The following is a 23835-nucleotide window of genomic DNA, read 5'->3' as shown; positions in this document are numbered from 1 at the left end:
CATCTGGATCGGCTCCAACGATGAGCCCGCTCGGCACCACTGCGCTGCTCTTCGAAGCGCCCGGCGCGATGGAGCTTGGTTCACAGCAGCGCATCTGGGCACTCGCGCAGGAGGTGGCCGCATGGCCCGAGGTGCGCGAGGCGGTCCCCGGCATGAACAACTTGATGCTGAGCTTCGTTCGTCCGCCGCGCGTGCTTGACGAGCTGAAGGCACGCCTGGCGGCTTCGTGGGAAGCCGTCACGCCGCTCACCCGCGAGGGCCGCATCGTCGAGTTGCCGGTGCGCTATGGAGGCATGGCCGGCCCACACATGGGGGACGTCGTTGCGCACACGGGATTGTCTGTCGAGGAGATCGTGGAGTTGCACAGCGCGCCGCTGTACTTGGTGTACGCGCTTGGCAGCCATCCGGGCTACTGCTATCTCGGCGGCATGGATCCTCGGATTGCAACGCCGCGGCGCCAGGTGCCGGTGCTCAGCATTCCGGGCGGCGCGGTATCGATCGGCGGCGCACAGACCGGGGTTTCGGCGTCGGCGGGCCCGAGCGGCTGGAACACCATCGGAAGCACCACCATGAGCTTCTTCGACCCGGGGCGAAACCCGCCAGCCACGCTGCAGCCGGGTGACCGCATTCGATTTCTTGTCGAAGGGATAGACGCATGATCGAAATACTTTCCAATGCGGCGCTCGCGACCGTGCAGGACCTTGGGCGCGTGGGCAGCCTGCGCTTTGGCGTCGGTACGGCCGGCGCCATGGACGATCTGGCCTTGGCCGCGGGCAACCTGCTGCTGGGCAATGACCCGGGTGCCGCGGGCATCGAGATCCCTGTCTTTCCATTCAAGGTTCGCTTCGCCGAAGACAGCATCTTTGCGTTGACCGGCGCGGATTGGGGCGCGAAGCTGGATGCCGAATCGCTGCTTCCGTGGTGGTCGCACCATGCACGCGCCGGTCAGGTGCTGTCGCTGGGCGTCCCGCAGGGTAATCAGCGGGCGAGCCGCGCCGTGCTGTGCCTGCCGGGCGGAATCGACGTGCCGGAGGTGCTTGGATCTCGAAGCACGCAGCTGCGTGGCGCCTTCGGCGGCCATGCGGGCCGGGCGCTGCGCAAGGGAGACGTCCTGCGGGCCGCCGATCCGAAGCGCGCCTGCCGCACCGGCTTCGGGCTGGTGCCGCCATCCATCGCCTTGCCTCAGCAACGCGACGGAAAAGTCGCACTGCGGGTGCTGCCTGGCGCCGAGTACCTGGGTTTCGAGGCGACGTCGCGCGAGGCTTTTTGGGCCGGCGAGTGGCGCATCACGGCCCAGAGTGACCGCTACGGATACCGGCTGTCCGGCGCCGAGTTGAGGCCGCTTGCGCCGATGGAATTGCGTTCGCATGGCATCGTTCCGGGCGTGATCCAGGTGCCTCACAGCGGTCAACCCATCATCCAGATGCGAGATGCACAACCATCGGGCGGCTACCCTAAATTTGGCGCGGTGATCGAAGCCGATCTATGGCGTCTGGGCCAGGCGCCGATCGGCAGCCGAATTCGCTTCATCGAGACCACCTGGGAAGAGGCTGTGGCCGCGCTCGATGAGAAGGAAGGCTGGCTCGCGAAGGTGGCGCGCATGGTGGCGCTGCAACGCACCGCGCCAACGGGAGTCGCCGCGTGAAGAAGGCGCCCGACGAACTGCACCAGATCGCCCGCTGGATGGCGGCGTACGGCATCGGCTTTCTCGAGTTGCGTATGCCGGAGGCGACCGTGCGGCTGGGGAACGGCGGTCAACGCAACGATGATGCGCCGCCTCTGGACACCGTGACTTCCGCTTCGGTCGGAGTGTTCCTTCATGCACACCCTTGCGCCTCGGCGCCATTCGTGCGCGCCGGCACGCACGTACACGCCGGGAAGACGCTGGGACTGCTGCGCATCGGCGTTCTTCTGTTGCCGGTGACCGCCTCCAGAGCCGGCACCGTCGCCGCGCTGCGCGTGGAGGATGGCGCAACAGTGGGCTATGGCGCTGCACTGGTCGACCTGCACCCCCTCTGACATCCAAGGACGCTCTCATGGACATGGACCTGAACGCAGACCTCGGGGAGGGATTCGGCTGCTGGCGCATGGGCGATGACGAGGCTCTACTGGGCATCGTCTCATCCGCGAACGTCGCTTGCGGCTTCCATGCAGGCGACCCGCAGACGATGGACCGCACCGTGCGCACCGCACTGGAGCGCGGCGTCGACGTCGGCGCGCACGTCGGCTTTCCGGACCTGGTCGGTTTCGGCCGCCGGGCCATCCAGATGGACACGCGCGAACTCGTCGCGGCGGTCGTCTACCAGCTCGGTGCTCTGGCCGGCATCGCACGCACCGTCGGGCACCGCATGACGCACATGAGCTTTCACGGCGCGCTCGGCAACATGGCGGCGGCGGATGCGGAACTCGCGGCGCCGCTGGTGCGGGCGGTGGCGGACTTCGATTCGTCGCTCACGATCAGTTCTTCGGCCAGCCGGGCCATCGAGGATGCGGCGGATCGCTGTGGGCTGCGTATCCGTACTACTTTCCTGGCCGATCGCGCCTGTGATGACACGGGCCTGCTGGTCCCACGCAAGCTGCCGAACGCGGTGATCCACGACGCGGATCAGGTGTTGGCTCGTGTGCGTCAATTGCTGGAAGAGGGGACCGTCACCACCTATACCGGCAACAAGATACCGATGCGCGTGCACTCCATCCTGGTCCACGGCGACACCCCGGGCGCAGTGACCCTCGCGCGCGGGGTGCGCGAGGTGGTCGAGGCGCACGGTCGCGTCGTTCCGATCTCACGCCAGTCTGCTTGACGCAGCCCGTTGAAACGGCACGGACATGGTGCTTTCCCTAAGCCCACCTGCACCCTTCGAGGGCGACATAAGAGTGGCTTATCTCTCCACAGCCAATCCGTCTTGGCGCGACCGACGTGCGGTCGATACAGTGAATTCAAGCCGACGAAAAAGGGCCAAATAGCCACGGTCAAACAGGTCGCCCCTCTTCAGAAAGAAAGTGATCCCATGCCCTTCTCCGATTACAAGACCGCCCTCGTGACAGGGGCCTCCTCCGGCATCGGCGCCGCAGTCGTCGAGCGCCTTCGCAAGGAAGGCCTGGAGGTCCACGCGTTGGCCCGGAGCGGCGACAAGCTCAAGGAACTCGCCGCGCGCACGGGCTGCATCCCTCACGCGATCGACGTGAGCGACCTGGAAGGCGTGACCAGGCTCACGAAGGAGGTCAAGTTCGATGTGCTCGTGAACAACGCCGGCGTCGATCGCCCTGGCTCGATCCTGACGGCCGATGCCGAAGGAATCGACCTCCTGGTGGACGTCAACCTGCGCGCCGTGCTGCATCTCTGCCGCCTCGTCGTTCCGGGCATGGTGGCCCGCGACAACGGTCACGTCGTCAACATCAGTTCGATCGCCGCCGCCTACAACTTTGGCGGCAACAGTACCTACCACGCGACGAAGGCCGCCGTCAGCATGCTATCGAGCCAGTTGCGCGTGGACTGCTTCGGCAAGCGAGTGCGCGTGACCGAGATCTGCCCGGGGCGGGTCGCTACGGATATCTTCGCGCACGTTCATGGCGACTCCGAGGAGACGCGCAAGCGCTTCGTCGATGGCTACGAATTGCCAGAGGCCCCGGACATCGCCAGCGCCATTGCTTTCGCGATCGCGGCACCTGTCGCTGTGAACATCGGCCACATGGAGATCACGCCCACGCTGCAGGTACCCGGCGGCCTTTCCACCGCCAAGCCGGAGATGGTGCGGGCCTGACCAAGCCGCCTGTCCAACGAGAGGACCTCATGAAGGACTTCGACCTCTTCGCCATCCTGCTGAAGCCCGATTTCGGCGCCATGCTCCTGCATGGATTGGCGCTGACCCTGAAGATCGCACTCGGCTCATGGCTGCTCGCGATGTCGATGGCCATCCTTCTGCTGGTGGTCCGTCTCGGCACCAACCGCGTGGCGGAGCGCGTGGTAGCAGCCTATGTGTCTTACCACCGCAACGTGCCGACGCTGGTGCAGCTGATGCTCTGGTACTTCGGCATCTTCAGCCTGTTGCCTGACGCCGTTCAGGCCTGGCTGTCAAACAACAACGCAGAGGCACTCATTTCGGTGGTCGCGCTGGGCCTTTGCCAGGCGGCCTACTTCAGCGAAGACATGCGTTCGGGGCTGCGTGCGATTGCGCCGGGACAATCGGAGGCAGCGCGTGCACTCGGCCATGGCTACTTCGGTGCAATGCGGCATGTCTTGCTGCCACAGGCGGTGCGCAACGCCGTACCCGCGCTCGTGAACCACAGCGTGTCGCTGTTCAAGAACAGCAGCCTTGCGATGGCCATCGGCGTGGCGGAACTGACCCACGCGGTCAAGGAGATCGAGAGCCAGAGCTTCCGTACCTTTGAGACCTACAGCCTCGCGACGGTGATGTATCTGCTGGTCTCGCTGCTGATCATGGCCGTCGGCGCGGCGATCTCGCGGCACTATCGCACTGCCGCGGCGAGGTAAGGCACATGTTCGGCATCTTCGACATCCTGCGCGACAACTGGCTGCTGCTTCTGGTAGGTCAATATCCGAACGGGCCGCTGGGGGGGATATGCGCCACCCTCATTCTCTCGGTGCTCGGCATTGTGCTGGCGTTTCCTGTATCGGTGGCGCTCGCGCTGGCACGCCTGTCTCCCTGGCGCGCGCTGCGCTGGCCTACCACTGTGCTCGTGTACGTCGTGCGCGGTGTGCCTCTGCTGATGGTCATCCTGTGGGTCTACTTCCTTCTGCCGCTTCTGACCGGAACGGAGATCTCTGGCTTCACGACCATGCTGTGCACGCTGGTTATCTATGAAGGCGCGTATTTGTCGGAAGTGGTCCGCGCCGGCATCCAGGCCCTCCCCAAGGGACAGACGGAAACAGCCCGCGCGCTGGGCCACAGCCACCTGGGCACCATGGCTTTCGTGATCCTGCCCCAAGCCCTCTACAACATGCTCCCGAGCATGCTCAGCCAGTTCATCTCCACCATCAAGGAGACCACGTTGGGCTATGTCATCAACGTGCAGGAACTCACCTTTGCGGCGAACCAGATCAACAACCAGCTGCTGACCAAGCCGTTCCAGGTCTTCTTCATCCTCGCGATGACCTACTACGTGGTGTGCTTCAGCCTCACGCAACTCGCGCAATGGCTCGAGCGGCGCGTCGCCCACAAGCGCCTTGGAACGACAACCCCCGCCACTTCGGAAGACGACCCGCCGCTGCCCTCGGTAGCAGCCAATCCGTGACACCGCGATTCGACGGTGAACCCTATGCCAAACGGAGACAAAACCATGGATTCTCTTGAACACAAAGCTGCTGAGCTCAAACCGCCGGGCGAGGACGACACCATGATTCTGTTTTCGAACATCAACAAATGGTATGGCGAGTACCAGGCCCTGACGGATGTGAACGCCGAGGTCAAGAAGGGGGAGGTGGTCGTGGTCTGCGGTCCTTCGGGCTCCGGTAAGTCGACCCTCATCCGCACGGTCAACCGGCTCGAGGAAATCAGGTCCGGCCAGTTGCTCTTCGACGGCCATGACATCCATGCGCCGATGAGCGGCAATGCACTCAACAAGCTGCGCAGCCGCATTGGCTTCGTCTTTCAGAGTTTCAACCTTTTCCCGCATCTCTCCGTGCTCGACAACATCGTGCTTTCTCCCGTGCGCGTGCTGGGTGTCAGGCGCAGTGATGCCAAAGTCCGGGCCGGCCAGTTGCTGGAGCGCGTGGGCCTGTCGAACAAGGCCAATTCATATCCAGCGCAACTGTCTGGCGGTCAGCAGCAACGCGTCGCGATCGCCCGCGCCCTCGCGATGGAGCCGCCCGCGATGCTCTTCGACGAGCCGACCAGTGCGCTCGACCCGGAGATGGTGGGAGAGGTGCTCTCGGTCATGCGAAGTCTGGCCAATGACGGCATGACCATGATGTGCGTCACCCATGAGATGAACTTCGCGCGCGAGGTGGCTGACCGGGTCTGGTTCATGGACGCCGGCCGCATCCTCGAAAAGGCCGACCCGGAAACCTTTTTCACCCGGCCCCAGCATCCGCGCGCACAGCGCTTCCTGTCTGACCTGCGTGCGCATTGACCGCGGGACCTATTCGCTCTTTCACGCCTGAACATCTTCCAGGAGTTTCCATGCCCAAAACCAACGTCACCCGTCATGCCGCTCTCACCGCGGTCCTCTGCGCATGCTCGCTCGCGGCACAAGCCGACCAGTGGGCCGAGATCAGTGCGCGCAAGGAACTCAAATGCGGCACCTTCGCCGACGTGCCGCCCTTCGCAGCGCCGGACCCCAAGACGCGCGAGATGGTGGGTCATGACGTTGACCTCTGCAACGCGATCGCGAAGGAACTCGGTCTGACGGCCAAGGTCACTCCGTTGTCGGTTGAAGCGCGGGTGCCGGAGGTCAAGCTCGGCCGGGTTGACGTGACCATTGCCAACCTGGCCTATACGAAGAGTCGTGGCGAGCAGATTCAGTTCAGCGATCCGTACTACGTCGCTAAGGAAATGCTGGCGGTGAAGGCTTCAGACCCAGGCACGACCAAGGCCGACTTCAAGGGCAAGCGCTTGAGCTCGACCAAAGGCTCGACATCGGAGCTGTCGATCAAGATGAATGGTTCCGACCCGGTGACGTTCCAGGATACCGGGTCCGCTTTCATGGCCGTCCAGCAGAACAAGTCGCAAGGCATGGTGGCAAACACCATGACCATCACGAAACTGGTCAATCAGTCGAAGAGCGAGGGCGTCGCACTCAAGATGATCAAAGAGCCGATGGTCTTCCAGCCCGTCGGTGTCGGAATGAAGAAGGACGAGCCCGTGCTGCTGGCCAAGGTGAATGAAGCGCTCTATTCGTTGGAGAAGAAGGGCGAGTTGGACAAAATCTGGAACAAATGGCTAGGCCCGAACACCGAGTACAAGATGACGCGCGAGGAAAAGGTCACACCACTTTCCGACCTGAAGTTCGAGCTTCTTCCTTGACTGTCGAAGTTCAGCCTTCCCCGCATAAGGCGCAAGGCGTTCGAGGTCAGAGCCCTCCGCCTCGGCAGTGATCGGGCCGACGGTCAGCGTCAACAGACTGCAGAGGCATCCCATTGCAATCAACAGGCAGAAAAACAACGTTGTCGTTTCCGCTCCCGTGCGCAGGAAGATCCAGAACGATACGAAGGCACCTACTGCTGACAGAACCATGACGGGCTTTCGGCCGATGCGGTCCGACAGCGCCGGCAAAGTCAACGCGCCGATCGCTCCCCCGAAACCAAGCGAAGACAGCACAAAGCCCATCTGGTCCATGCCGAGGTGCAGATAGTCGACGAGATAGCTTGGAAAGAGTGCCGCGACAACGACGATGCAGGTCAGCCAGAACAACTGACAGAGGACCGCGAGTGGCACGTTGCGGTACCTGAAGACCTCGTGCCAGCAATGCTGCCCGGCGTCATGCGTCATGCGTCATGCTGTGAGCGGCGATCTGGCGCGGCGAAGACTGGCGCAGGACCTTCTGCGACAGCATCGCCACAATGAGTCCGGGAACCGCGACAAGCAGAAAGATCCCATTCATAGCCTTTGGGCCGATCGGAATCCGAGTCGGAGGCTGCGGGCATGGCGGCGGCTGCGATGGTTGGAATCGGGATCATCTGGCTTCCTTGCGGTTGAGTTGGGAGTTGCGAATCTCGGATGCGGATGCGGATGCGCCGCGCGATGCGACGAACTCGTTGTTGTTCACGAAGTCCGCCGGCAGCTGCGGACCCCAGAGGTACATGGAGTCTTCGGGCGGGTGGTTCGCGGCGGGCCATAGCGTGCCGCTCGGAACGAAGTCCATCTCGGCGGAGTACTCGGCGAACGATCCCCAGGGGTCTCGCACGTAGTGAAAGTAGTTGGAGCCGAGAACGTGACGGCCGGTACCCCAGCCTTGCGTGTAGCCCGCCTTGCGCATCTGCTCTGCACCAGCGCCCACCTCGTCGACGCTGGCCACGTCCCATGCACTGTGGTGCCAGCCTTTGGCGCCGCCTGCGGCGAATGCGATGAGGTGATGGTCGCTGCCGTGTCGCGCGTGTGTGAAGGCGACGGCATTGCCCGAGCGGTCCGACAGGCGCAACCCCAAGGCGTTGCGATAGAACGCGAGGGACATGTCGACGCTCGATGTGAACAGGACGACGTGCGACAGGCGTCCAGGGTGTACTCGACTGGCGCCTGCGCGGGACTGCGAGCCACGCTGACCGGCGCGCCGGGCAATCCCTTCAATGGGCGCCAGGCCCGAGGGGGTTGTTTTGGGTCCGATCTTGAGCTGAAGCAGGTTCCCGTCCGGATCGAGAAACCATGTGCCTATGCGATCCACATAGGGCAACCCTATCGCAGGACGCGCACCAGCACGTTGCAGTTGGGAACACAAGCCTTCGAACTCTTCCGCGAAGCAGTTGAGGCTCAGGTAAGCCAGTCGCTTGCGAGCCCCCTCGTGAATGCGCGCCCAGGTGTGCGAGTGGCCTTGCGCGCTGAGCTCGAGACTTTGCTGCCGCTTGGCAACCCGCAGTCCAAAGCTCGAGAAGAATGCCTCGGCCTCCGGCAGCGAAGGCACTTCGAGGGCGAAATGGTCGATGGAGTGAATTCCGAAGCGTGACTCGTCAGCGATGTTCCAGGACATGGCGGTCTCCTTGGGGGTGGTGTCAGGGGTGTGTTGGCAATGCGAGCACGGTGCGCATCGCCAGTTCGAGCCTTTCGGCAGGCTTGTCAGGCATGTCCCGCTCTCGCCAGGCGATGTGGCGATCCGGGCGCACGAGCACGCAGCCGGTATCCGACAGTTCGGAGACCTTGTGCCAGCGTCCGTCGACGTCATGGGCGTCGCAGTTCGGTCCGCCGATGGAATGGACGTTGAGGTCGATGCCCAGGCGCCGGGCGACTGCGGCAGCCGCGATGCGCCACTCTTCGCCGCCGACGCCGGTCAGCAGGGTGAAGCGGCCGTTTCCAACCAGGTCCAGGGTCGATACCCGCGAGTGCCCCTGCTGGAGCCACGCATGCGGAAGGCTGGCGCCCGGCTGCGTCGTGGCCGTGTAGTAGAGCTCGCTGTCTCGCACCGGGGGAGGGCGCACGCGCCCGTCCGGAACGACTGCGCCGGAGTCGTACATCTGGCCGAGTTCCACACCGTGGCAGTTGAACTGATAGTTCTGCAGATCGACCGCATCGCGCAGTGCATCACGCCGCTCGCGGCCGCGCGCCGTGTCGCTGAATAGCTCGTCGAGATTGGCCCAGCCTTCGGCTTCAGTCTGCCCCGGTGCGAATCCGAGTGCCCTGGAAATCGGGCGCATGTTTTTTTCGATACGCCCTTGATGTGGATGGCCACGTCGTCACTACCGATGGTTGCGCGGGCCCGGGCGATGAGGGCTTGCTCGCTCAAGTCGGCTTCCCCGGCGGCGGGGTCGTACATCGAGACCATCACCCACTCGGTGAAGGGCTTCACGCAGATGTAGGTTCCGCTGCCCACGAAGTAGTCATTGCCCGGTTGAGTGATCCAGTAGAGGACTTCGGGCCGATGGGCTACGTAGGGAGTGAGATCCGCTTCGATCCAGACGTTCAGTGCCGCGCCCAGGCCCATCTCTCCTTCCATCTCGAAACCCATGGAACTTGCGACCACACTGTTGTCGCCGTCTGATCCGATCGCATAGCGAGACACGACCTCGAACTCTTCGCCACTGAGCCGGTCACGGCAGATGGACCGAACGGCATCATCGGTCTGCGTCATCGAAACCAGCTCGGTATTGAAGAGGAACTTGCCCCCGAGTTCGCGCGCCACATCGAGCAGGATCGGCTCCATGACGTGCTGCGGGATGTTGCACATCGCGCTTGAAGGCGCCTTGCAGGTGTCCGGAGAGCGCCTGCAGGATGAACTCGGTGTCTTCGAGCCATCGGAAGATGCGCTGGCGTTCACGGCGGACGGCATGACCGATTTCATCCTCGGATCGGCGGTCCCGCATCCGCACGACCTGGTGCTGGGCTACTACTCCGTTCACACGTCGCGCGCAGCTCTCCAGGAAGGCGAGGCGGAGATCGCTCGAATCGGCAGGCGGCTTCGCGCGGAGGGTCGCCTGCGTTAGACCAGGCGACGCGTGTGTGCAGGCTTGACTCATCACAGGAGACCGAAATGAAGCTTTGGAGACTTGTCGAAACGCACCACGAGAAGCTCGGCGCCGCGTTGTTCATTCTTCCGTGCCTTGTGGTTCCGTTCGTGGCGGCACTCATCGCATACGGCCTTGCACTACTCGTCCACTAGAAACCAGGAAAGTCAGCCATGAGCACAGTCATTCGTTTTCACGCATACGGTGGACCCGAAGTCCTCCAAGTGGAAAGCCACGGTTGGCGATCCAGGGCCAGGCCAGGTGCATCTGCGGCACGAGGCCATCGGCATCAACTTCATCGACACGATCTTTCGCCAAGGGATCTATCCGGTTGCATTGCCTTCAGTCCCCGGCGTCGAAGGCGCCGGCGTCGTCAAGGCAGTGGGTCCTGGTGTCAGCGAGTTTGGCGTTGGCGACCGCGTGGCTTATTTCCTGTCGCCGGGCAGCTATGCAGCCGAGCGGCTGATCGAGGCCGAAGCGCTGGTGAGCCTCCCCGAGGATGTATCGACGGAAGAGGCCGCCGCCGTGTTGACCAAAGGCCTGACCGCCTGGACCGCCTTGAACGGATTCCATAGGCTCCAGCCGGGCGAAACGATCCTTGTGCAAGGCGCCTCCAGCAGCGTCGGCCTGTTGCTGTCGCGCTGGGCCAAAGCCAGAGGTGCGACCGTCATCGGCACGGCTGGCGCGAATAAGCGTGACGCGCTGCGGCCGGATGTAGACCACGCGCTCGTCTCAAGCGATCAAGACCTGGCGGCGCAGGTTCGCGCGATCGCGCCGCGAGGCGTGGACGTCGTCTACGAGTTCGTGGGGAGGGCGACCTTTCAAGCATCGGCACAGGCCGTTCGCGAAGGGGGCACGATCGTCAACATCGGCGCGGCCTCGGGCGCCCCGGACATCGAAGCTTCTGCGCTCGCGGCGCGTGGCGTCAAGTTGACGGGCGGCCCAATGGCGCAGCACCTGAAGGGTGACGCGCGTGCCGAGGCGACAAAAGCCGTCTTCGATGCGCTTCGCGCCGGTACTTTTGGGCAGATCGACATCACCCGGTATCCGCTGACCGAAGCAGCCCGTGCGCACCAGGACATCGCGGCCCGCCGTCGCCCGGGGTCGGCCATTCTGGTGCCCTAGTTCTCAGGTCCGCGGCAGGGCCCTCGCGCGCGTCGGGTGCTTGACCGCTCGCGCGCTGTGCGTATGCTCATGACGGCGGCTTCGGTCAAGTCCTTGATTGAAAGGATTCGCTTGCACGTTCCAGGTCAACCGAGAAACCTACAAAGCCCGCGGCGCATTGACGTGTGCAACGGTGACGCGGACGGCCTCTGTGCGGCCGTGCAATGGCACTGGCACGATCCGTCGCCGGCGACTTTGTTGACCGGCCTGAAGCATGACATCGCCTTGCTCGCGCAGGTGGACGCCGAGCCCGGTGATGAAGTCAACGTGTTCGATCTTTCGATGGAGCGCAACAGCGCCGACCTGCTTCGCCTGCTGGAGGCCGGCGTTCGCGTGCGCTACTTCGATCACCATGTGGTCAAGCGCATTCCCGACCACCGGCTGCTTGAATCGCACATCGATTGCGCGAGCGACGTCTGCACCAGCCTGCTCGTCGATCGGCATCTCGACGGCGCTTATCGTGCCTGGGCCATGGTGGGCGCGTATGGAGACAACCTGTCGATGACCGTCGAGCGACTCTCGCCAGGCACCGGCTTCGACACGGGGGACCATGCGTTGCTTCAGCGGCTCGGCGAGGCGATCAACTACAACGCCTATGGCGACGACGAGCGCGACGTGTGCATCGCGCCGCGGCGCTTGTATGAAGTCATGGTGCGCTATGAGGACCCGCGTGACATGCTGGCGCACGAGCCTGTCGTCGACGAGATCGATGCGATGCGCCGCAAGGATCTCCGGCAGGCTTTCGTGGTGCCTCCGCTGTGCGAGGGCGCGCTCGCCAGTGCGCACCTGCTGCCCGATGCGCCCTGGAGTCGGCGCGTGCTCGGCTGCTTTGCCAACGAACTCGCGAACGCCGAGCCCGAGCGCGCGCACGCAGTGCTGAAAGCGCAGGGGCAGGGGTATGCCGTGAGCGTCCGCGCACCGCTGGCCTCGCCGTGGGGAGCGCATGAGTTGTGCCGCGAATTCGGCGGCGGAGGCCGAGCGCGAGCCGCAGGCATCGACGGCCTGGCGCTGGAAGAGCTACCCCGCTTCGTCGAAGCCTTTGCCCGAAAGCGGTGGAACGAGCCGCCTCCCGCGAGCCAAGGGTGCTGAGGTCACGGCCACCGAGTGCCCCCGCCCGGGCGGGGTTTTGTCGCCCGCGCCAATAATCCGCAGCCACTGGCGGCGCCAGTCCTTCTGCCCTCCTTTCCAAGACTCCTCCATGCTTGAGATTGACTTGTCCGTGCAAGCCGACGCGGTTCGCAATGTCCTTGCGACTCACGGAATTCACCGTGCGTTGGCAATGCTCAACGACCGGACCGAATATCGGTACACCGGCCTTTACAAGCTGGACGGCGACACAATGCGCGCGGCGCATGTGTTCGACCGGAGCGCCGAATACCGCACGTGGCTGAAAGTCGTTCCGCTCAGCAAGAGCCTTTGCAGGTTCGCGATCGAGAAGGGGCAATTCATGACGAGCCACGCCTCCAAGGATCTGGCGTTGGCGGACCATCCCCATGCCGGTCTCATCGAGTCCTATTACGGACGCTTGCTCACCCGCAGCGATGGCACGCCGTATGGAACCTTCATCCATTTCGACGTCGAGCCGCGAATCATTTCGCCGGACGAGGTGAAGTTCTTGCGGGAAGTGACGCCTGTCTTTCTGCGCTATGCGGATTAAGGCCGGGTATCGAGGCCGGCGTTAGCGTAAACGGGGTGTCCGAGTCAGTGGTGGTTGTCGACTTTTGTAGGACTTGCGACCGTCCCGCCGCAAGGGGCGCAGAGCGGATGCAGGCGTCACTATCATGCGTCCGACTAATCTTTTGTGCAGTGCACCCACATCTGCCACTGTCGCAGTTCGCGATCAATGACCGCTCGACTTCTCTTGATTCAAGGCGTCCCTTCCCGAAACAGCGGGCAGCAGGTGGTCTCATCCGGCACCCTGGCCTCGCTCTTCGAAGCCCGATGCGCTGGCGGCGGCAATCGTCCAGCCTACGCGGTGCTGCGAGACGACCTGACGACGGCCGAAAGCCTGACCTACGCTGAACTGGGCGAGCAGTCACGCGCGATGGCCGCACGTCTTGTCACGGTCACGCAGCCGGGCGACCGGGTGTTGCTCGCCTTGGCGACCGGGCTGGACTTCGTGCGCGCCTTCTGGGCCTGCATGCTGACCGGCCGTGTGGCCGTACCTGTTCCGCCGCCCGATCCGATCCGGCTGCTGCGCGCAGGTCCGCGTCTGCGCCTCATCGTGGACGACGCGGGTGCAAGCCTCGTCTTGATCGGTGAATCGATCCGCCAATCCGCGGGCGATCTGCTCGGCCCGCAAGACGCCGCCCACGCGCGCTGGCTCACGCCCGGTGAACTCATGGCCCTGCCGCCAGCCGAAGCACCCGAGGGGCCCGTGGCGCCCGACACACTCGCCTATCTGCAATACACCTCAGGATCGACCTTGGCGCCGCGCGGCGTGTGCATCACCCATGGCAACGCGCTTGCCAATGCACGCGCTCTGATCGTCGCCAGCGGCGCAGACGCCGAGAGCAGGGTGCTCACGTGGCTGCCGCAGTTTCACGACTACGGGCTGATGTTCGGCGTCCTGGCGCCGATGGAACTCGGCATCGCCAGTTGGCTGATGTCGCCCTTGACCTTCTTGCGCCGGCCCCTGCGTTGGCTGGACGCGCTCGGCGCTTTGCGAATCACACACAGCGGCGCGCCGGATTCCGCCTATGCCACCTGTCTGCGCCACTTGGCGGGGCAGCCTTATGGCGGCGATCTGTCCACTGTGGTGTCGCTTAGTTGCGGCGCCGAGCCGATCCGAGCCGGTACGGTGCAGCGCTTTCTTCAGGCTTGTGCGCCGGCAGGTTTGCGGCCCGCGTCGTTCTCGCCAGGGTACGGGTTGGCCGAATCGGTGCTCGGTGTGACTTGCGTCGCGCACGACAAGCCTCCGAGACTGCTCCACCTGAACGCTGCGGCTTTGCAGACGCACCAGGTGCGCAAGCAGTTCGTTGCAGATGGCACGACGCGCACGCTTGTCAGCTGCGGAGCGCCTCTGCGGGACACAGAAGTGGCGATCGTTGCCACGGACACTCGCATGCGTTGTCCGGCGGATCGCGTTGGCGAGATCTGGGTGCGCTCGCCCGCAGTCGCGGAGGCGTACTGGCGTCAGCCCGAGCAGTCGCGCGCCGTCTTCGGCGCCACGCTGGCCGACGGACCGGGCCCATGGCTGCGCACCGGCGACCTGGGCTTTGTCGACCACGGGGAACTGTTCGTGACCGGCCGGCACAAGGACCTCATCGTCATCCGCGGCGAGAACCACTATCCGCAGGACATCGAACAAACGGCCGAGCTGGCTCATCCCGCGATTCGCGCAGGCTTCAGCACGGCCTTCGGCGTTGAAGGCGGGATTGAAGGCGAGCAGGGCGACCAGGGCGAGGCCGTGGTGATCGTGCTCGAAGTCGAGCGTCTCACCGCCAGCGCAGACGCGGCAGACATTGCGCGCGCGGTGCGCCGGGCAGTGGCGCAGGCGCATGAGGTGCCCATTGAAGCGGTGGCGGTGGTTCGGGCCGGCGTCCTGCCTCGCACGTCCAGCGGAAAGGTCCAGCGCCAGTCGACCCGCCAAGCGTGGCTGGCCGGCGAACTCGACCTGCTGGCGGTGGAGCGGCAGGGTCGCGGGACAGCGCAGGTTGCGCCGCGCGATGCCGGCGAGCAGGCCGTGTGGGACATCTGGCAAGAGGTGCTGGGCACCAGCGCGTTCGGCGTGCTCGAAACCTTTGCCGAACTCGGTGGCAATTCACTCATGATGTCGCAAGTCGCATCGCGACTTCACGATCGGCTGGGCGTGCTGCTGCCCCTGGAGGCGCTCTTCGAGCACGCCACGGTCGCAGCGCTGGCTGCCCGTGTCGCGGAGGCGATGCGAGACGATGCGCCCGCGGCGGCCGCGACCATCGTCACCGTGCCGCGGGGCCAGCCGCTGCCCGTCTCGCTTTCGCAGCGGCGCATGTGGGTGATCCAGCAGTTCAACCCGGCCTCCGTCGCGTACAACGTCGAAGTCTCGCTTCGGCTGCGAGGGCCGCTCGACCATGGGCTCTTCCAGCGAGTAGCCGAACGATTGGTCGAGCGCCACGAGGGCTTGCGCACCTACTTCAGGATGGAGGGGAGCGAGCCGGTCCAGTTGATCCTGCCGAGCTTCCCAGTGCAGGTGGAGCACATCGATCTCCAGGCGCTGCAGCCCGGCGAACGATTGGCCACTGCCCGTGCGCTGTTGCGCGAGCGCGCGGCCACGCCGTTCGATCTGGCACAGCCGCCGCTTCACCGGGTGACACTGCTGCGGCTGGGCGCGGACGACCACGTGTTTCTCTGGCTCATGCACCATGCGATCACTGACAACTGGTCGATGGCGGTGCTCATGCGCGAGATGCTCGCTCTCTACTCGGCGTTGCGCGACGGTCGCGAGCCCCGGCTTGCCCCCATGCCCATCGAGTACGCCGACTATGCCGTCTGGCAGCGCTCGCCGCAGATGGTGTTGCAGCGCCAGCGCCAGATGGACTATTGGCTCGATCGCCTGCGCGGCCTGGAGCCGATGTCGCTGCCGATCGACTTTGCGCGGCCTCAGCAGGGCGCCTACCGAGGCGCGAAAGTCTCGGCCGCATTGCCCTTGCGGCTGCGCGAAGCAGTACGTGATTTCTGCTCACGGCACAGCGTGACGCCGTTCGTGATGCTGCTGGCGGCTTTCAAGCTCATGCTCTCACGGCAAGCGGGCACGACCGACATCGCCGTGGGCACGCCCATCGCCAACCGTCACCATCTGGCCACCGAGCAGTTGGTCGGAACGCTCGTCAACACTCTGGTGATGCGCACGGATCTCTCCGGCGACCCCGGCTTCCTGCAACTGGTGCGGCGCGTGCGCGACACGGCGCTCGAGGCCTATGCCAACCAGGACGCGCCTTACGACGAACTCGTGGAAGCCTTGGGGCAGGGCGGAATGACGCAATCCGAAGGTCTGGTGCGCGTCCTGTTCAATGTGCTCAATGCGCCGGTGGGCGGACTGGAGCCCGTCGACTTCAGCTACGAGGAATTCGAGCACGAGCGCACGGCATCGCAGTTCGATTTTTCGATTCACATCGACACCGAGTTCGCGCACCGCATCCACCTCGAATACTCGACCGAGCTCTATGCGGGTGTGACCGCCGAGCGCATGCTGGAGAACTTCATTGCCCTGATCGAACAGGTGCTGGCCGACCCGGAGCGGCCGTTGTCCGCCTACTCGGTGGTTGCTCCGGCCCAACTGGCCCTGCTTCGCAACAACTGGAACGCCACGCAGATGCCGCTGCCCGAGCAGCCGGTGCTGCATCGGCATCTGCGCACAGCCAGCGAAGCATGGCGCGACAAGGTCGCCGTGGTGGATGCGTCCGGGCGCGAGATGAGCTACGGCGAACTCGAGGCGCAATCGAACATGCTGGCCCGCGCGCTGCGTGCGCGTGGCATCGCGCGGGGGCACCGCGTCGGGCTGAGCCTGCCGCGCGACGCCTCCATGCTGGTGGCGCTGCTCGGCGTGCTGAAGTCGGGCGCAGCCTATGTCCCGCTGGACCCAACCTTTCCTGCGGCCCGCATTGGCTATATGGCCGAGGATGCCGACCTTTCCGCCATCCTGGTCCCGCAGGCTCTGGCCGCGCCTTTCGATGGCGTCGATGTGCCATTGCTCGACCCGAATGTCCTCGGAACCGCCGATGCATCGACTCTCGCGCTGGCGCCGGATGCGGCGCTGGATGCCCAGCCGCTGGATGCGGCCTACATCATCTACACGTCGGGCTCAACGGGCCAACCCAAGGGCGTCGCGTTGCCGCACCGGGCCGCGGTCAATTTCCTGGTGGCGATGGCGCGTGAGCCAGGACTGCTCGAGAGCGATCGGCTGGTGGCGGTGACCACACTGTCGTTCGACATCGCAGTGCTCGAACTCCTGCTGCCGCTTGCAGTGGGCGCGCAAGTCATCGTGGCGAGCCGGGAGCAGGTCGGTGACCCGACGCAATTGCGCGAACTGCTGGAGCGCCATGAGGCCACCGTGATGCAGGCCACGCCGTCGGCCTGGCGCGCGCTCCTCGACACCGGCTGGACCGGTGGGCCGGGCTTTCGCGCGCTCATCGGCGGCGAGCCGCTGCAGCCCGCCTTGGCCGAGCAACTCATGGAACGCAGCACGGCGCTGTGGAACATGTATGGCCCGACCGAAACCACCGTGTGGTCGACGTGCTGGCAGGTGCAATCGCCAGAGCAGGGCATCAGCATCGGCCGCCCGATCGGCAATACCTCTGTGTGGGTGCTCGACTCGCTTGGCCAGCCGTGTGCCATCGGTGCGCCTGGTGAAGCATGCATTGGCGGAATGGGTGTCGCGCTGGGCTACCACCGGCGCGATCAATTGACGGCCGAGCGCTTCGTGCCCGATCACTGGAGCGACGAACCCGGCGCGCGCCTGTACCGTACGGGCGACCTGGTTCGATGGCGCCACGACGGCGTGCTCGAACACATGGGCCGGCTGGATCATCAGGTGAAGGTGCGCGGCTTTCGCATCGAGCTGGGCGAGATCGAGGCGGCTTTGTCGGCACACCCTTCGGTTCGCGAGTGCGTGGTCCACACGCGCTCCGAAGGCGAAGACGATGTCCGACTGGTTGCCTATTGCGTAACGCACACACAGGGGACCGATCCGGCCGCGCTACGGCAGTTTCTTCGCGAGCGCCTGCCGGACTACATGCTGCCGCAGCACTTCGTCTGCCTGGACCAACTGCCGCTGCTCCCAAACGGCAAAATCGATCGCAGCGCGCTGCCAAAGCCCGCCAGCGATGCAGGGGCGGCATCGCAGCAACCCAGCGAACGGTTGCCGACACCCGAAGAAATCGCCATCGCCGAAATCTGGTCCGACCTGCTTGGCCAGGAAGACATCTCGCCCGCGGACAATTTCTTCGACCTGGGAGGCCACTCGTTGCTGGCCATGCGCGCGGTGCTGCGCATTCGCGAACGCCTGGGCTGGAACATCGCACCCATCCGCCTGGTGTATGAGACGCTTGGCCAGATCGCGCGAAAAGAAAACCTGGCGAGGCAATGAACGCAATGAACGCAATGAACCGCGCTCGGCGTCATTGACCAGGCATCAGGTCAAGAGCACGTCCCGAACTCCCTGGCCTCCCCAGCCCGTTCCCACCTGCACCCCCGACGTCCAATCGCCCGCGCCTGTCTCGAAACCGTGGTGCCGCCAGACCCAGAGCTGACCATTGCGATTGCGGCCGTAGACGAAGCCGTTGCCTGCCGCCCAGATGCGGTCGAACGCCTGCCAACCCACGCCGACCTGAACGGCGCCGACCCAGACGGGATAGCCATGGTCAAGGCCATAGTGCCTGTACCACAGCAGCCGGCCGTCCGGCGTCAGTGCATAGATGGACCCGCCGGGTGTCCCCGTCACGTCGGTGAAGGCGTTCCACCCTGAGCCGACGGTGTAGGGCCCCTCCCATGAGAAGGCGCCGTCGCGCCGCCCCAGATGCCGATACCACACCAGGTCGCCGTTGGACTTCACAGCGTAGATCACTCCGCCCGGACCGGCAAACACGCGGGAGAGCTGGCTCCAGCCGGTGCCCACTTCCTTGGGTCCATTCCATTGGAAGGCGCCCTGGTTGCGGCCCTCGTGGTAGTACCAGAGCAGCACGCCGTCGTTTCGGATGGCGTAGATCACGCCATCGCCACCACCGAACAGCGAGTGAAAGCCGTTCCATCCGGTACCGACAGCCTTCGGCGGGTCCCAGTCGAAGCTCCGGGTGTAGCGCCCGAGATGGCGATACCAGTTGAGGGTGCCGTCATCGCGAACGACATAGAAATTGGCCGACATCCTCGCTTCGACCGGCCAGTCGCGCTGACTCCATTGAGTGACGCCGCCCATCAGGCCATCTTCATGCGTGTGATGCAGCAGCTGAAAGTGCTGGTTGCGGTTGTCGCCGCCGAAGTCCACGTGCAGGTCGACTTGGTGCAATGCATTCGCGGGGGCTGCATCGATCCACGCAGCGCGCGCCACACCATCGGCGGCCTGCTTGTAGCTGGCGTCGACGCCCACGCGCACCTGGCCCTTCCAGCCATCGTGCACCGTGTCCCACAGGCCGATCGTTTCGCTGCGGTCGAATGTCGCGCCGGCGCCGAGCTCGGTCCCGCGCGACATCACCACGCCGAACCAGATGTTGTTCCAGAGACATCGGCCCGCGGCACGGTAAGGATCGCTGGAGTGCAGATAGATCTCGAAAGGCTGCGTGCCAATGTTGCATCTGAGACCCCGGCCGCCATCGACGAAGCCGCCGCTCACCGGCAGCACGCCGCCATCGAGGCCATACCAGGTGCCCAGGGAGATCGGGGCGCTGGCGGGCGGCGGACCAGATTCCGCTCGGATGTCCAGATAGCGGCGAATCACCAGCCGGCCGCGCCAGCCGTCATGATCGATCTCCCAGCGGCCAACCCACAGCGGCCCCCACTGGATCTGCGGCGCGCGCACGGAGGTGATGTAGTAGGCCGCATTCCTCGTCAGCGTGAACACCGGATCGCCCGAATACTTCATCGTCTGGAAGCCCGGCAATGCCTGTGAATTCTTGATCAGCCATACCCCGAGGTCATCGTCGTAGCCATAGCAGACCATCGTGTGGCCAGGCACGTCGATGACGGCGTCATAGCCCGCGGCCAGAACCTTCTTCAGGTCGTTGTCGGTGTAGTTCGTGATGACGCTGAAGTTGTCCACGCTGTACTGGCAGAACCACGAGGCATTCAGCGGAATGTTGCGCAGGTCGTATTCGAACCAGTCAGCCTGCGCCAGCGTGCCGCCGGCCGCATTGGCGAGTCCGCCGCCCGTGCCCGGGATCGAGTCCGCGAGCTGCTGCAGCGGCCCCTGGTCGATGTACGGCCCATAGTCGTAGATCGGCAGATACCAATACTTGATGTGATGCACGACGTCGGCGCTTCCCTGAAAGCCGATGAGCGAATGGATGCCGCCGCCCGCGCGCTGGTTCTCGTGCGCCTTCGAGATATGAAAGAGATATTGCTCCGAGAGCTTCACATGAATGCCCTGGCGCGCATACGCAGCCTCGAGCGCGGCGCAGCCCGCGAAAGCCCAGCAGGTTCCGCGACCGCCCTGGCTGACTCGGAAATCGGTTTGCCAGGCACGATGGTCCACGCGGCGTGGCAGTGCTCCAGGCAGCTGGATGGGAGGGCCTTCGACCTGCGGCAGGTAGAGGTTCGCATTGATGTACGCCATGAAGCTGTCGGTCGGTTCGACCAAGGGCTTTTGATTGGCGGGCGCGGTGAACTGGGCCGCCTGCCGACCGAAGGCGAGGACGTCCAGAGAACTGTCCGGCGTCGCAAGCAAGTTGCCAGCGGCGAGATTCGACTGGAACGCAAGGGATGCGGGCGCTGCATGAGCTTGAGTGACGCCGGACGTCAACTGCGGCATCGGATGCGAAGCCGTGGGTTGAACGACGAGGCTGGCGGAGGTGTGTTCGTCAACGGCAGCGAGCCTCGCTCCGCCTTGCGCTTCGATAGTCGTTGCCACGAGATACCTCCTTGCCCTGCATGTCCGCCCCAAAGCGAAAGCAGGTTTGCTTGCGAGGTTTGATGATGGCAGTGATCGAATGCGGCGGGCAGTGTGCAAAAGGCCTATGGCGAAGCGAAGGTCCGGGCGGTTCGTCGGCAGGGATGCGATGTTGTCAGTTGAGCCGCTGTCCTCCAACGGCATCGAAGAGATGCGCTTCATGCGCGAGCGGCCGAAGCGCCAGGCGGTCTCCGGCACGCGCGGCAATGCGCTCCCGAAAGGCCGCCACCACCTGTTGGCCCCCGAATCGCAACGCCACCTGCGTCTCGGAACCGGTGGGCTCGACGACCACCACGTCAGCCGCTACGCCGCGCTCCGCGTCGATCGTGAAGTGTTCCGGCCGGGCGCCATACAGCACGCGATCGCCATGGGCTCCGCGCGAAACCTGTGCAAGGGGGAGCTGCAGTCCGTCGTCCGTCAGCACGTGTGGAGCCCCGTCCAACTGCAGCCGACCTGCAAGCAGGTTCATCGACGGCGAACCGATGAAGCCCGCGACAAAGGCATTTGCAGGGCGGTCATAGAGCTCCAGCGGCGTGCCGACCTGTTCGACCCGTCCGTCCCTGAGCACGACGATGCGATCGGCCATGGTCATCGCCTCGACCTGATCGTGCGTCACGTAGACCGTGGTCGTCCCGAGCCGCTGGTGCAGCGACTTGATCTCGGTGCGCATCTGCACGCGCAGCTTGGCGTCCAGGTTCGACAGCGGCTCGTCAAAGAGAAAGGCCTGCGGCTTGCGCACGATGGCGCGGCCCATCGCCACGCGCTGGCGTTGGCCGCCTGACAGCTCGCGCGGTCGCCGCTGCAGCAGGCCGCCGAGCCCGAGCGTCTCGGCGGCCTGCCGCACGCGGCGCTCGATCTCGCCGGGCTTGTGGCCCTGGATCTTGAGGCCGAAGCCGAGGTTCTGCGCCACCGTCATGTGCGGATAGAGCGCGTAGTTCTGGAACACCATCGCGACGTCTCGATCGCGCGGTGCCATGTCGTTGATGCGCCGATCGCCGAGCACGATCTCGCCTTCGACGATGCTCTCGAGCCCGGCGATCATGCGCAGCAGCGTCGACTTGCCGCAGCCCGAAGGGCCGACGAGGGCAACGAACTCGCCGTCATGGATGTCGAGGTCGATGCCTCGGATCACCGGCGTATTGCCGAATTTCTTGAAGAGCCCGCGAACCTGGATGGAAGCCATGAATGTCAGTCCTTGATGCCGCCGGCGGTGAGGCCGCGCACGAGGTATTTGCGAACCAGCACGGTGAAGATGACCACGGGGAACATCACCAGAGTGCCGCTCGCGGCGATCTTGGTCCACTCCCAGCCTTCGTACTGCAGGAAGTTGACGATCGCCACCGGCGCCGTGATCGCGTTGGTACGCGTGAGGATGAGTGCGTAGAAGAAGTCGTTCCACGAGAAGATGAAGCACAGCACCGCTGTCGCCGCAAGCCCGGGTGCAGTGAGCGGCAGCGCGACGCGCCAGAAGGCCTGCCAGATGCCGCAACCGTCGATCCATGCCGCTTCTTCCAGCGAGGCGGGCACCGCTTCGAAGAAGGTCTGCATGAGCCAGATGACGATCGCGAGGTTGAAAGTCAGGTAGACGATCGCCAGGCCAATCACCGTGTCCTGCAGCCCGAGGTACTGGTAGGCGAGGAAAAACGGGATCGTGAATGCAATTGGCGGCGCCATGCGCGTGACCAGGATCCAAAGCGCGATGCGGTCGCGGCCCTTGAAATTCCAGCGGGTCAGCGCGTAGGCCGCAGGCACCCCGAGCACCAGCGAGAAGCCGGTCGACAGCGCGCTCACGACCAGGCTGTTCCAGAAGGACTTCAGGAAATTGCCTTGCAGCAGGCTCGCAAAGCCCTCCAGAGTGGGCACAAAGAGGAGGCGCTCATCGAAGACGTCGGCCGCGGGCCGAAAAGCCAGCTGAACGAGCCAGAGAAAAGGCGACAACACGAGCAGCAGCAACAGCGAGACTGCAATGGCGCGTCCATGGGCCGAGAACCAGCCTGCTTCAGTCGCGCGAAGGGGAGGGGGCGTGTCGAAGCCCATGGTCCGCACGGCGGCGGTGTCGATCACGGAACTAGCGCCGGTCATGGTCACTCCAGCCGAGCCGCCCCACAAGCCAGCTCAGCACGAACACCGCGGCCAGCATCACGGTCGCGATCGCGCTCGCATAGCCCCAGTATGAAAAATTGAAGGCCTGGATGAAGCCGTAGAAATTGGTGACTTCGGTGACCGATCCGGGGCCGCCGCTGGTCAGGACGTAGATCAGCGGGAACGCCTTGAAGCTGTCGATCAGGCGAAACAAGCCGCACACGACCAGCACGGGCCGGAGGTACGGCAGGACGATGTGGCGAAACAGTTGCCAGCGGTTCGCGCCTTCCAATGTGGCCGCTTCGATCGGATCGTCCGGGATCATCTGCAGAGTCGCGAGCACCATCAGCATGGTGAAGGGAAACCACTGCCAGGTGTCTGCCAGCGAGATGGCCCACAGCGCAGTGTCCGGATTCGCTATCACTGAGCGGATTGGCCAGCCGAGTGTCTCTAGCGTGCGGTGAATCGGGCTCACGTCGGGCGTGTACATGATCTTCCAGATCAGCGCGACCACGATTGGCGGCAGCACCATCGGGATCAGGAACAGCGTGCGCATGCCTTCGAGCAGGCGCGACTTGCCGTTGAGCAGCAGGGCCAGTCCGAGGCCAGCCGTCAACTGCAGGAGCACGCTCGACGCTGAAAGCTTGATCTGCACGAGGGCAGACGCCAGGAACCGGTCGTCGTGCAACAGCTGCCGGTAGTTGACGAGCGGATCATCGAAGCGAAAGCTTGCGACAGGGTCGGTCAGGCTCAGCGGCGTGAAGCTCGCGACCACCAGAGCCGCGGCCGGTACCAGGGTGATGAGCAGCAGGACCACCAGCGATGGCGAGAGGCCGAGCAGCAACGCCCGGCGCCGCTCGGCCTGCCAATGCGCCGCGGGAAGTGCATGTGCCATGGCGAGTCG

At 64.6% G+C, this 23835-nt stretch carries 22 protein-coding genes and 1 pseudogene; 15 read left to right on the top strand and 8 right to left on the bottom strand.

Annotated elements, in window-relative coordinates:
* Window positions 1–20: 20 nt before the first annotated feature.
* The 9 genes from pxpB to AC1DSF_RS22745 all read left to right on the top strand — a co-directional run bounded on the left by pxpB (window position 21) and on the right by AC1DSF_RS22745 (window position 6983).
* Window positions 21–659, top strand: a complete 639-nt coding sequence (gene pxpB / locus AC1DSF_RS22785; RefSeq protein WP_478128807.1) for a 5-oxoprolinase subunit PxpB — start codon at window positions 21–23, stop codon at window positions 657–659.
* Window positions 656–1645, top strand: coding sequence for a 5-oxoprolinase subunit C family protein (locus tag AC1DSF_RS22780; RefSeq protein ID WP_478128769.1), 990 nt, complete (start codon window positions 656–658; stop codon window positions 1643–1645). Before pxpB ends, AC1DSF_RS22780 begins: the two co-directional genes overlap by 4 nt.
* On the top strand, window positions 1642–2019 hold the full coding sequence (locus AC1DSF_RS22775; RefSeq protein WP_478128770.1) for an acetyl-CoA carboxylase biotin carboxyl carrier protein: 378 nt from the start codon (window positions 1642–1644) through the stop codon (window positions 2017–2019). Before AC1DSF_RS22780 ends, AC1DSF_RS22775 begins: the two co-directional genes overlap by 4 nt.
* Before the next feature lie 17 nt (window positions 2020–2036).
* The gene (locus tag AC1DSF_RS22770) at window positions 2037–2801 is read left to right on the top strand and encodes a LamB/YcsF family protein (RefSeq protein ID WP_478128771.1); all 765 of its coding nucleotides are present in this window, start codon (window positions 2037–2039) and stop codon (window positions 2799–2801) included.
* A 207-nt stretch (window positions 2802–3008) separates the two neighbouring features.
* The gene (locus AC1DSF_RS22765) at window positions 3009–3761 is read left to right on the top strand and encodes an SDR family oxidoreductase (RefSeq protein ID WP_478128772.1); all 753 of its coding nucleotides are present in this window, start codon (window positions 3009–3011) and stop codon (window positions 3759–3761) included.
* Window positions 3762–3790: 29 nt separating this feature from the next.
* A complete protein-coding gene (locus tag AC1DSF_RS22760) occupies window positions 3791–4492 on the top strand; it encodes an amino acid ABC transporter permease (RefSeq protein WP_478128773.1) in 702 nt (233 codons plus the stop codon).
* A 5-nt stretch (window positions 4493–4497) separates the two neighbouring features.
* Window positions 4498–5253, top strand: a complete 756-nt coding sequence (locus tag AC1DSF_RS22755) for an amino acid ABC transporter permease (RefSeq protein ID WP_478128774.1) — start codon at window positions 4498–4500, stop codon at window positions 5251–5253.
* Window positions 5254–5355: 102 nt separating this feature from the next.
* A complete protein-coding gene (locus AC1DSF_RS22750; RefSeq protein ID WP_478128808.1) occupies window positions 5356–6090 on the top strand; it encodes an amino acid ABC transporter ATP-binding protein in 735 nt (244 codons plus the stop codon).
* A 50-nt stretch (window positions 6091–6140) separates the two neighbouring features.
* Complete coding sequence (locus AC1DSF_RS22745) at window positions 6141–6983, top strand: ABC transporter substrate-binding protein (protein ID WP_478128775.1); 843 nt, start codon at window positions 6141–6143, stop codon at window positions 6981–6983.
* Here AC1DSF_RS22745 and AC1DSF_RS22740 read toward each other — a convergent pair.
* The 4 genes and pseudogenes from AC1DSF_RS22740 to AC1DSF_RS22725 form a co-directional block, all read right to left on the bottom strand.
* A complete protein-coding gene (locus AC1DSF_RS22740) occupies window positions 6900–7448 on the bottom strand; it encodes an MFS transporter (protein WP_478128776.1) in 549 nt (182 codons plus the stop codon). The genes AC1DSF_RS22745 and AC1DSF_RS22740 overlap by 84 nt on opposite strands.
* 184 nt (window positions 7449–7632) lie before the next feature.
* On the bottom strand, window positions 7633–8640 hold the full coding sequence (locus AC1DSF_RS22735) for a VOC family protein (protein WP_478128777.1): 1008 nt from the start codon (window positions 8638–8640) through the stop codon (window positions 7633–7635).
* 22 nt (window positions 8641–8662) lie between these two features.
* Complete coding sequence (locus AC1DSF_RS22730) at window positions 8663–9301, bottom strand: aromatic-ring hydroxylase C-terminal domain-containing protein (RefSeq protein ID WP_478128778.1); 639 nt, start codon at window positions 9299–9301, stop codon at window positions 8663–8665.
* Between the two features lie 50 nt (window positions 9302–9351).
* A pseudogene (locus AC1DSF_RS22725) lies at window positions 9352–9807 on the bottom strand (FAD-dependent monooxygenase); the annotation flags it as partial.
* On the opposite strand from AC1DSF_RS22725, the gene AC1DSF_RS22720 reads away from it, so the two are divergent.
* From AC1DSF_RS22720 to AC1DSF_RS22695, 6 genes are all read left to right on the top strand, one after another.
* Window positions 9806–10087: a hypothetical protein gene (locus AC1DSF_RS22720; protein ID WP_478128779.1), complete on the top strand. Its 282-nt coding sequence runs from the start codon at window positions 9806–9808 to the stop codon at window positions 10085–10087. The pseudogene AC1DSF_RS22725 and the gene AC1DSF_RS22720 sit on opposite strands and share 2 nt — an antisense overlap.
* 47 nt (window positions 10088–10134) lie before the next feature.
* Entirely contained in the window at window positions 10135–10263 is a 129-nt protein-coding gene (locus AC1DSF_RS22715) for a hypothetical protein (protein ID WP_478128780.1), read from the top strand.
* 49 nt (window positions 10264–10312) lie between these two features.
* On the top strand, window positions 10313–11233 hold the full coding sequence (locus AC1DSF_RS22710) for a quinone oxidoreductase family protein (protein ID WP_478128781.1): 921 nt from the start codon (window positions 10313–10315) through the stop codon (window positions 11231–11233).
* Window positions 11234–11395: 162 nt separating this feature from the next.
* Window positions 11396–12361, top strand: coding sequence for a DHHA1 domain-containing protein (locus tag AC1DSF_RS22705; RefSeq protein WP_478128782.1), 966 nt, complete (start codon window positions 11396–11398; stop codon window positions 12359–12361).
* A gap of 109 nt (window positions 12362–12470) precedes the next feature.
* Window positions 12471–12929: a hypothetical protein gene (locus tag AC1DSF_RS22700; RefSeq protein ID WP_478128783.1), complete on the top strand. Its 459-nt coding sequence runs from the start codon at window positions 12471–12473 to the stop codon at window positions 12927–12929.
* A 186-nt stretch (window positions 12930–13115) separates the two neighbouring features.
* Window positions 13116–18338: an amino acid adenylation domain-containing protein gene (locus AC1DSF_RS22695; protein ID WP_478128784.1), complete on the top strand. Its 5223-nt coding sequence runs from the start codon at window positions 13116–13118 to the stop codon at window positions 18336–18338.
* A gap of 45 nt (window positions 18339–18383) precedes the next feature.
* Here AC1DSF_RS22695 and AC1DSF_RS22690 read toward each other — a convergent pair whose 3' ends face one another.
* From AC1DSF_RS22690 to AC1DSF_RS22675, 4 genes are all read right to left on the bottom strand, one after another.
* Entirely contained in the window at window positions 18384–20810 is a 2427-nt protein-coding gene (locus tag AC1DSF_RS22690) for a tachylectin-related carbohydrate-binding protein (RefSeq protein WP_478183475.1), read from the bottom strand.
* 154 nt (window positions 20811–20964) lie between these two features.
* Complete coding sequence (locus tag AC1DSF_RS22685) at window positions 20965–22032, bottom strand: ABC transporter ATP-binding protein (protein ID WP_478183474.1); 1068 nt, start codon at window positions 22030–22032, stop codon at window positions 20965–20967.
* A gap of 5 nt (window positions 22033–22037) precedes the next feature.
* The gene (locus AC1DSF_RS22680) at window positions 22038–22886 is read right to left on the bottom strand and encodes a carbohydrate ABC transporter permease (RefSeq protein WP_478128809.1); all 849 of its coding nucleotides are present in this window, start codon (window positions 22884–22886) and stop codon (window positions 22038–22040) included.
* Between the two features lie 31 nt (window positions 22887–22917).
* Complete coding sequence (locus tag AC1DSF_RS22675; protein WP_478183473.1) at window positions 22918–23826, bottom strand: carbohydrate ABC transporter permease; 909 nt, start codon at window positions 23824–23826, stop codon at window positions 22918–22920.
* Window positions 23827–23835 lie beyond the last annotated feature (9 nt).

The organism is Variovorax sp. 01N429, from assembly GCF_056399425.1.
This window is presented reverse-complemented; position numbering and strand designations above follow the sequence as displayed.

Excerpts from the sequence above, each read along its gene's own strand:
- pxpB (WP_478128807.1), top strand. The coding sequence starts at position 21 with ATGAGCCCGCTCGGCACCACTGCGCTGCTCTTCGAAGCGCCCGGCGCG.
- AC1DSF_RS22780 (WP_478128769.1), top strand. The coding sequence starts at position 656 with ATGATCGAAATACTTTCCAATGCGGCGCTCGCGACCGTGCAGGACCTT.
- AC1DSF_RS22770 (WP_478128771.1), top strand. The coding sequence starts at position 2,037 with ATGGACATGGACCTGAACGCAGACCTCGGGGAGGGATTCGGCTGCTGG.
- AC1DSF_RS22765 (WP_478128772.1), top strand. The coding sequence starts at position 3,009 with ATGCCCTTCTCCGATTACAAGACCGCCCTCGTGACAGGGGCCTCCTCC.
- AC1DSF_RS22760 (WP_478128773.1), top strand. The coding sequence starts at position 3,791 with ATGAAGGACTTCGACCTCTTCGCCATCCTGCTGAAGCCCGATTTCGGC.
- AC1DSF_RS22755 (WP_478128774.1), top strand. The coding sequence starts at position 4,498 with ATGTTCGGCATCTTCGACATCCTGCGCGACAACTGGCTGCTGCTTCTG.
- AC1DSF_RS22750 (WP_478128808.1), top strand. The coding sequence starts at position 5,356 with ATGATTCTGTTTTCGAACATCAACAAATGGTATGGCGAGTACCAGGCC.
- AC1DSF_RS22745 (WP_478128775.1), top strand. The coding sequence starts at position 6,141 with ATGCCCAAAACCAACGTCACCCGTCATGCCGCTCTCACCGCGGTCCTC.
- AC1DSF_RS22740 (WP_478128776.1), bottom strand. The coding sequence starts at position 7,448 with ATGACGCATGACGCCGGGCAGCATTGCTGGCACGAGGTCTTCAGGTAC.
- AC1DSF_RS22735 (WP_478128777.1), bottom strand. The coding sequence starts at position 8,640 with ATGTCCTGGAACATCGCTGACGAGTCACGCTTCGGAATTCACTCCATC.
- AC1DSF_RS22730 (WP_478128778.1), bottom strand. The coding sequence starts at position 9,301 with ATGCGCCCGATTTCCAGGGCACTCGGATTCGCACCGGGGCAGACTGAA.
- AC1DSF_RS22720 (WP_478128779.1), top strand. The coding sequence starts at position 9,806 with ATGACGTGCTGCGGGATGTTGCACATCGCGCTTGAAGGCGCCTTGCAG.
- AC1DSF_RS22715 (WP_478128780.1), top strand. The coding sequence starts at position 10,135 with ATGAAGCTTTGGAGACTTGTCGAAACGCACCACGAGAAGCTCGGCGCC.
- AC1DSF_RS22700 (WP_478128783.1), top strand. The coding sequence starts at position 12,471 with ATGCTTGAGATTGACTTGTCCGTGCAAGCCGACGCGGTTCGCAATGTC.
- AC1DSF_RS22695 (WP_478128784.1), top strand. The coding sequence starts at position 13,116 with ATGACCGCTCGACTTCTCTTGATTCAAGGCGTCCCTTCCCGAAACAGC.
- AC1DSF_RS22685 (WP_478183474.1), bottom strand. The coding sequence starts at position 22,032 with ATGGCTTCCATCCAGGTTCGCGGGCTCTTCAAGAAATTCGGCAATACG.
- AC1DSF_RS22680 (WP_478128809.1), bottom strand. The coding sequence starts at position 22,886 with ATGGGCTTCGACACGCCCCCTCCCCTTCGCGCGACTGAAGCAGGCTGG.
- AC1DSF_RS22675 (WP_478183473.1), bottom strand. The coding sequence starts at position 23,826 with ATGGCACATGCACTTCCCGCGGCGCATTGGCAGGCCGAGCGGCGCCGG.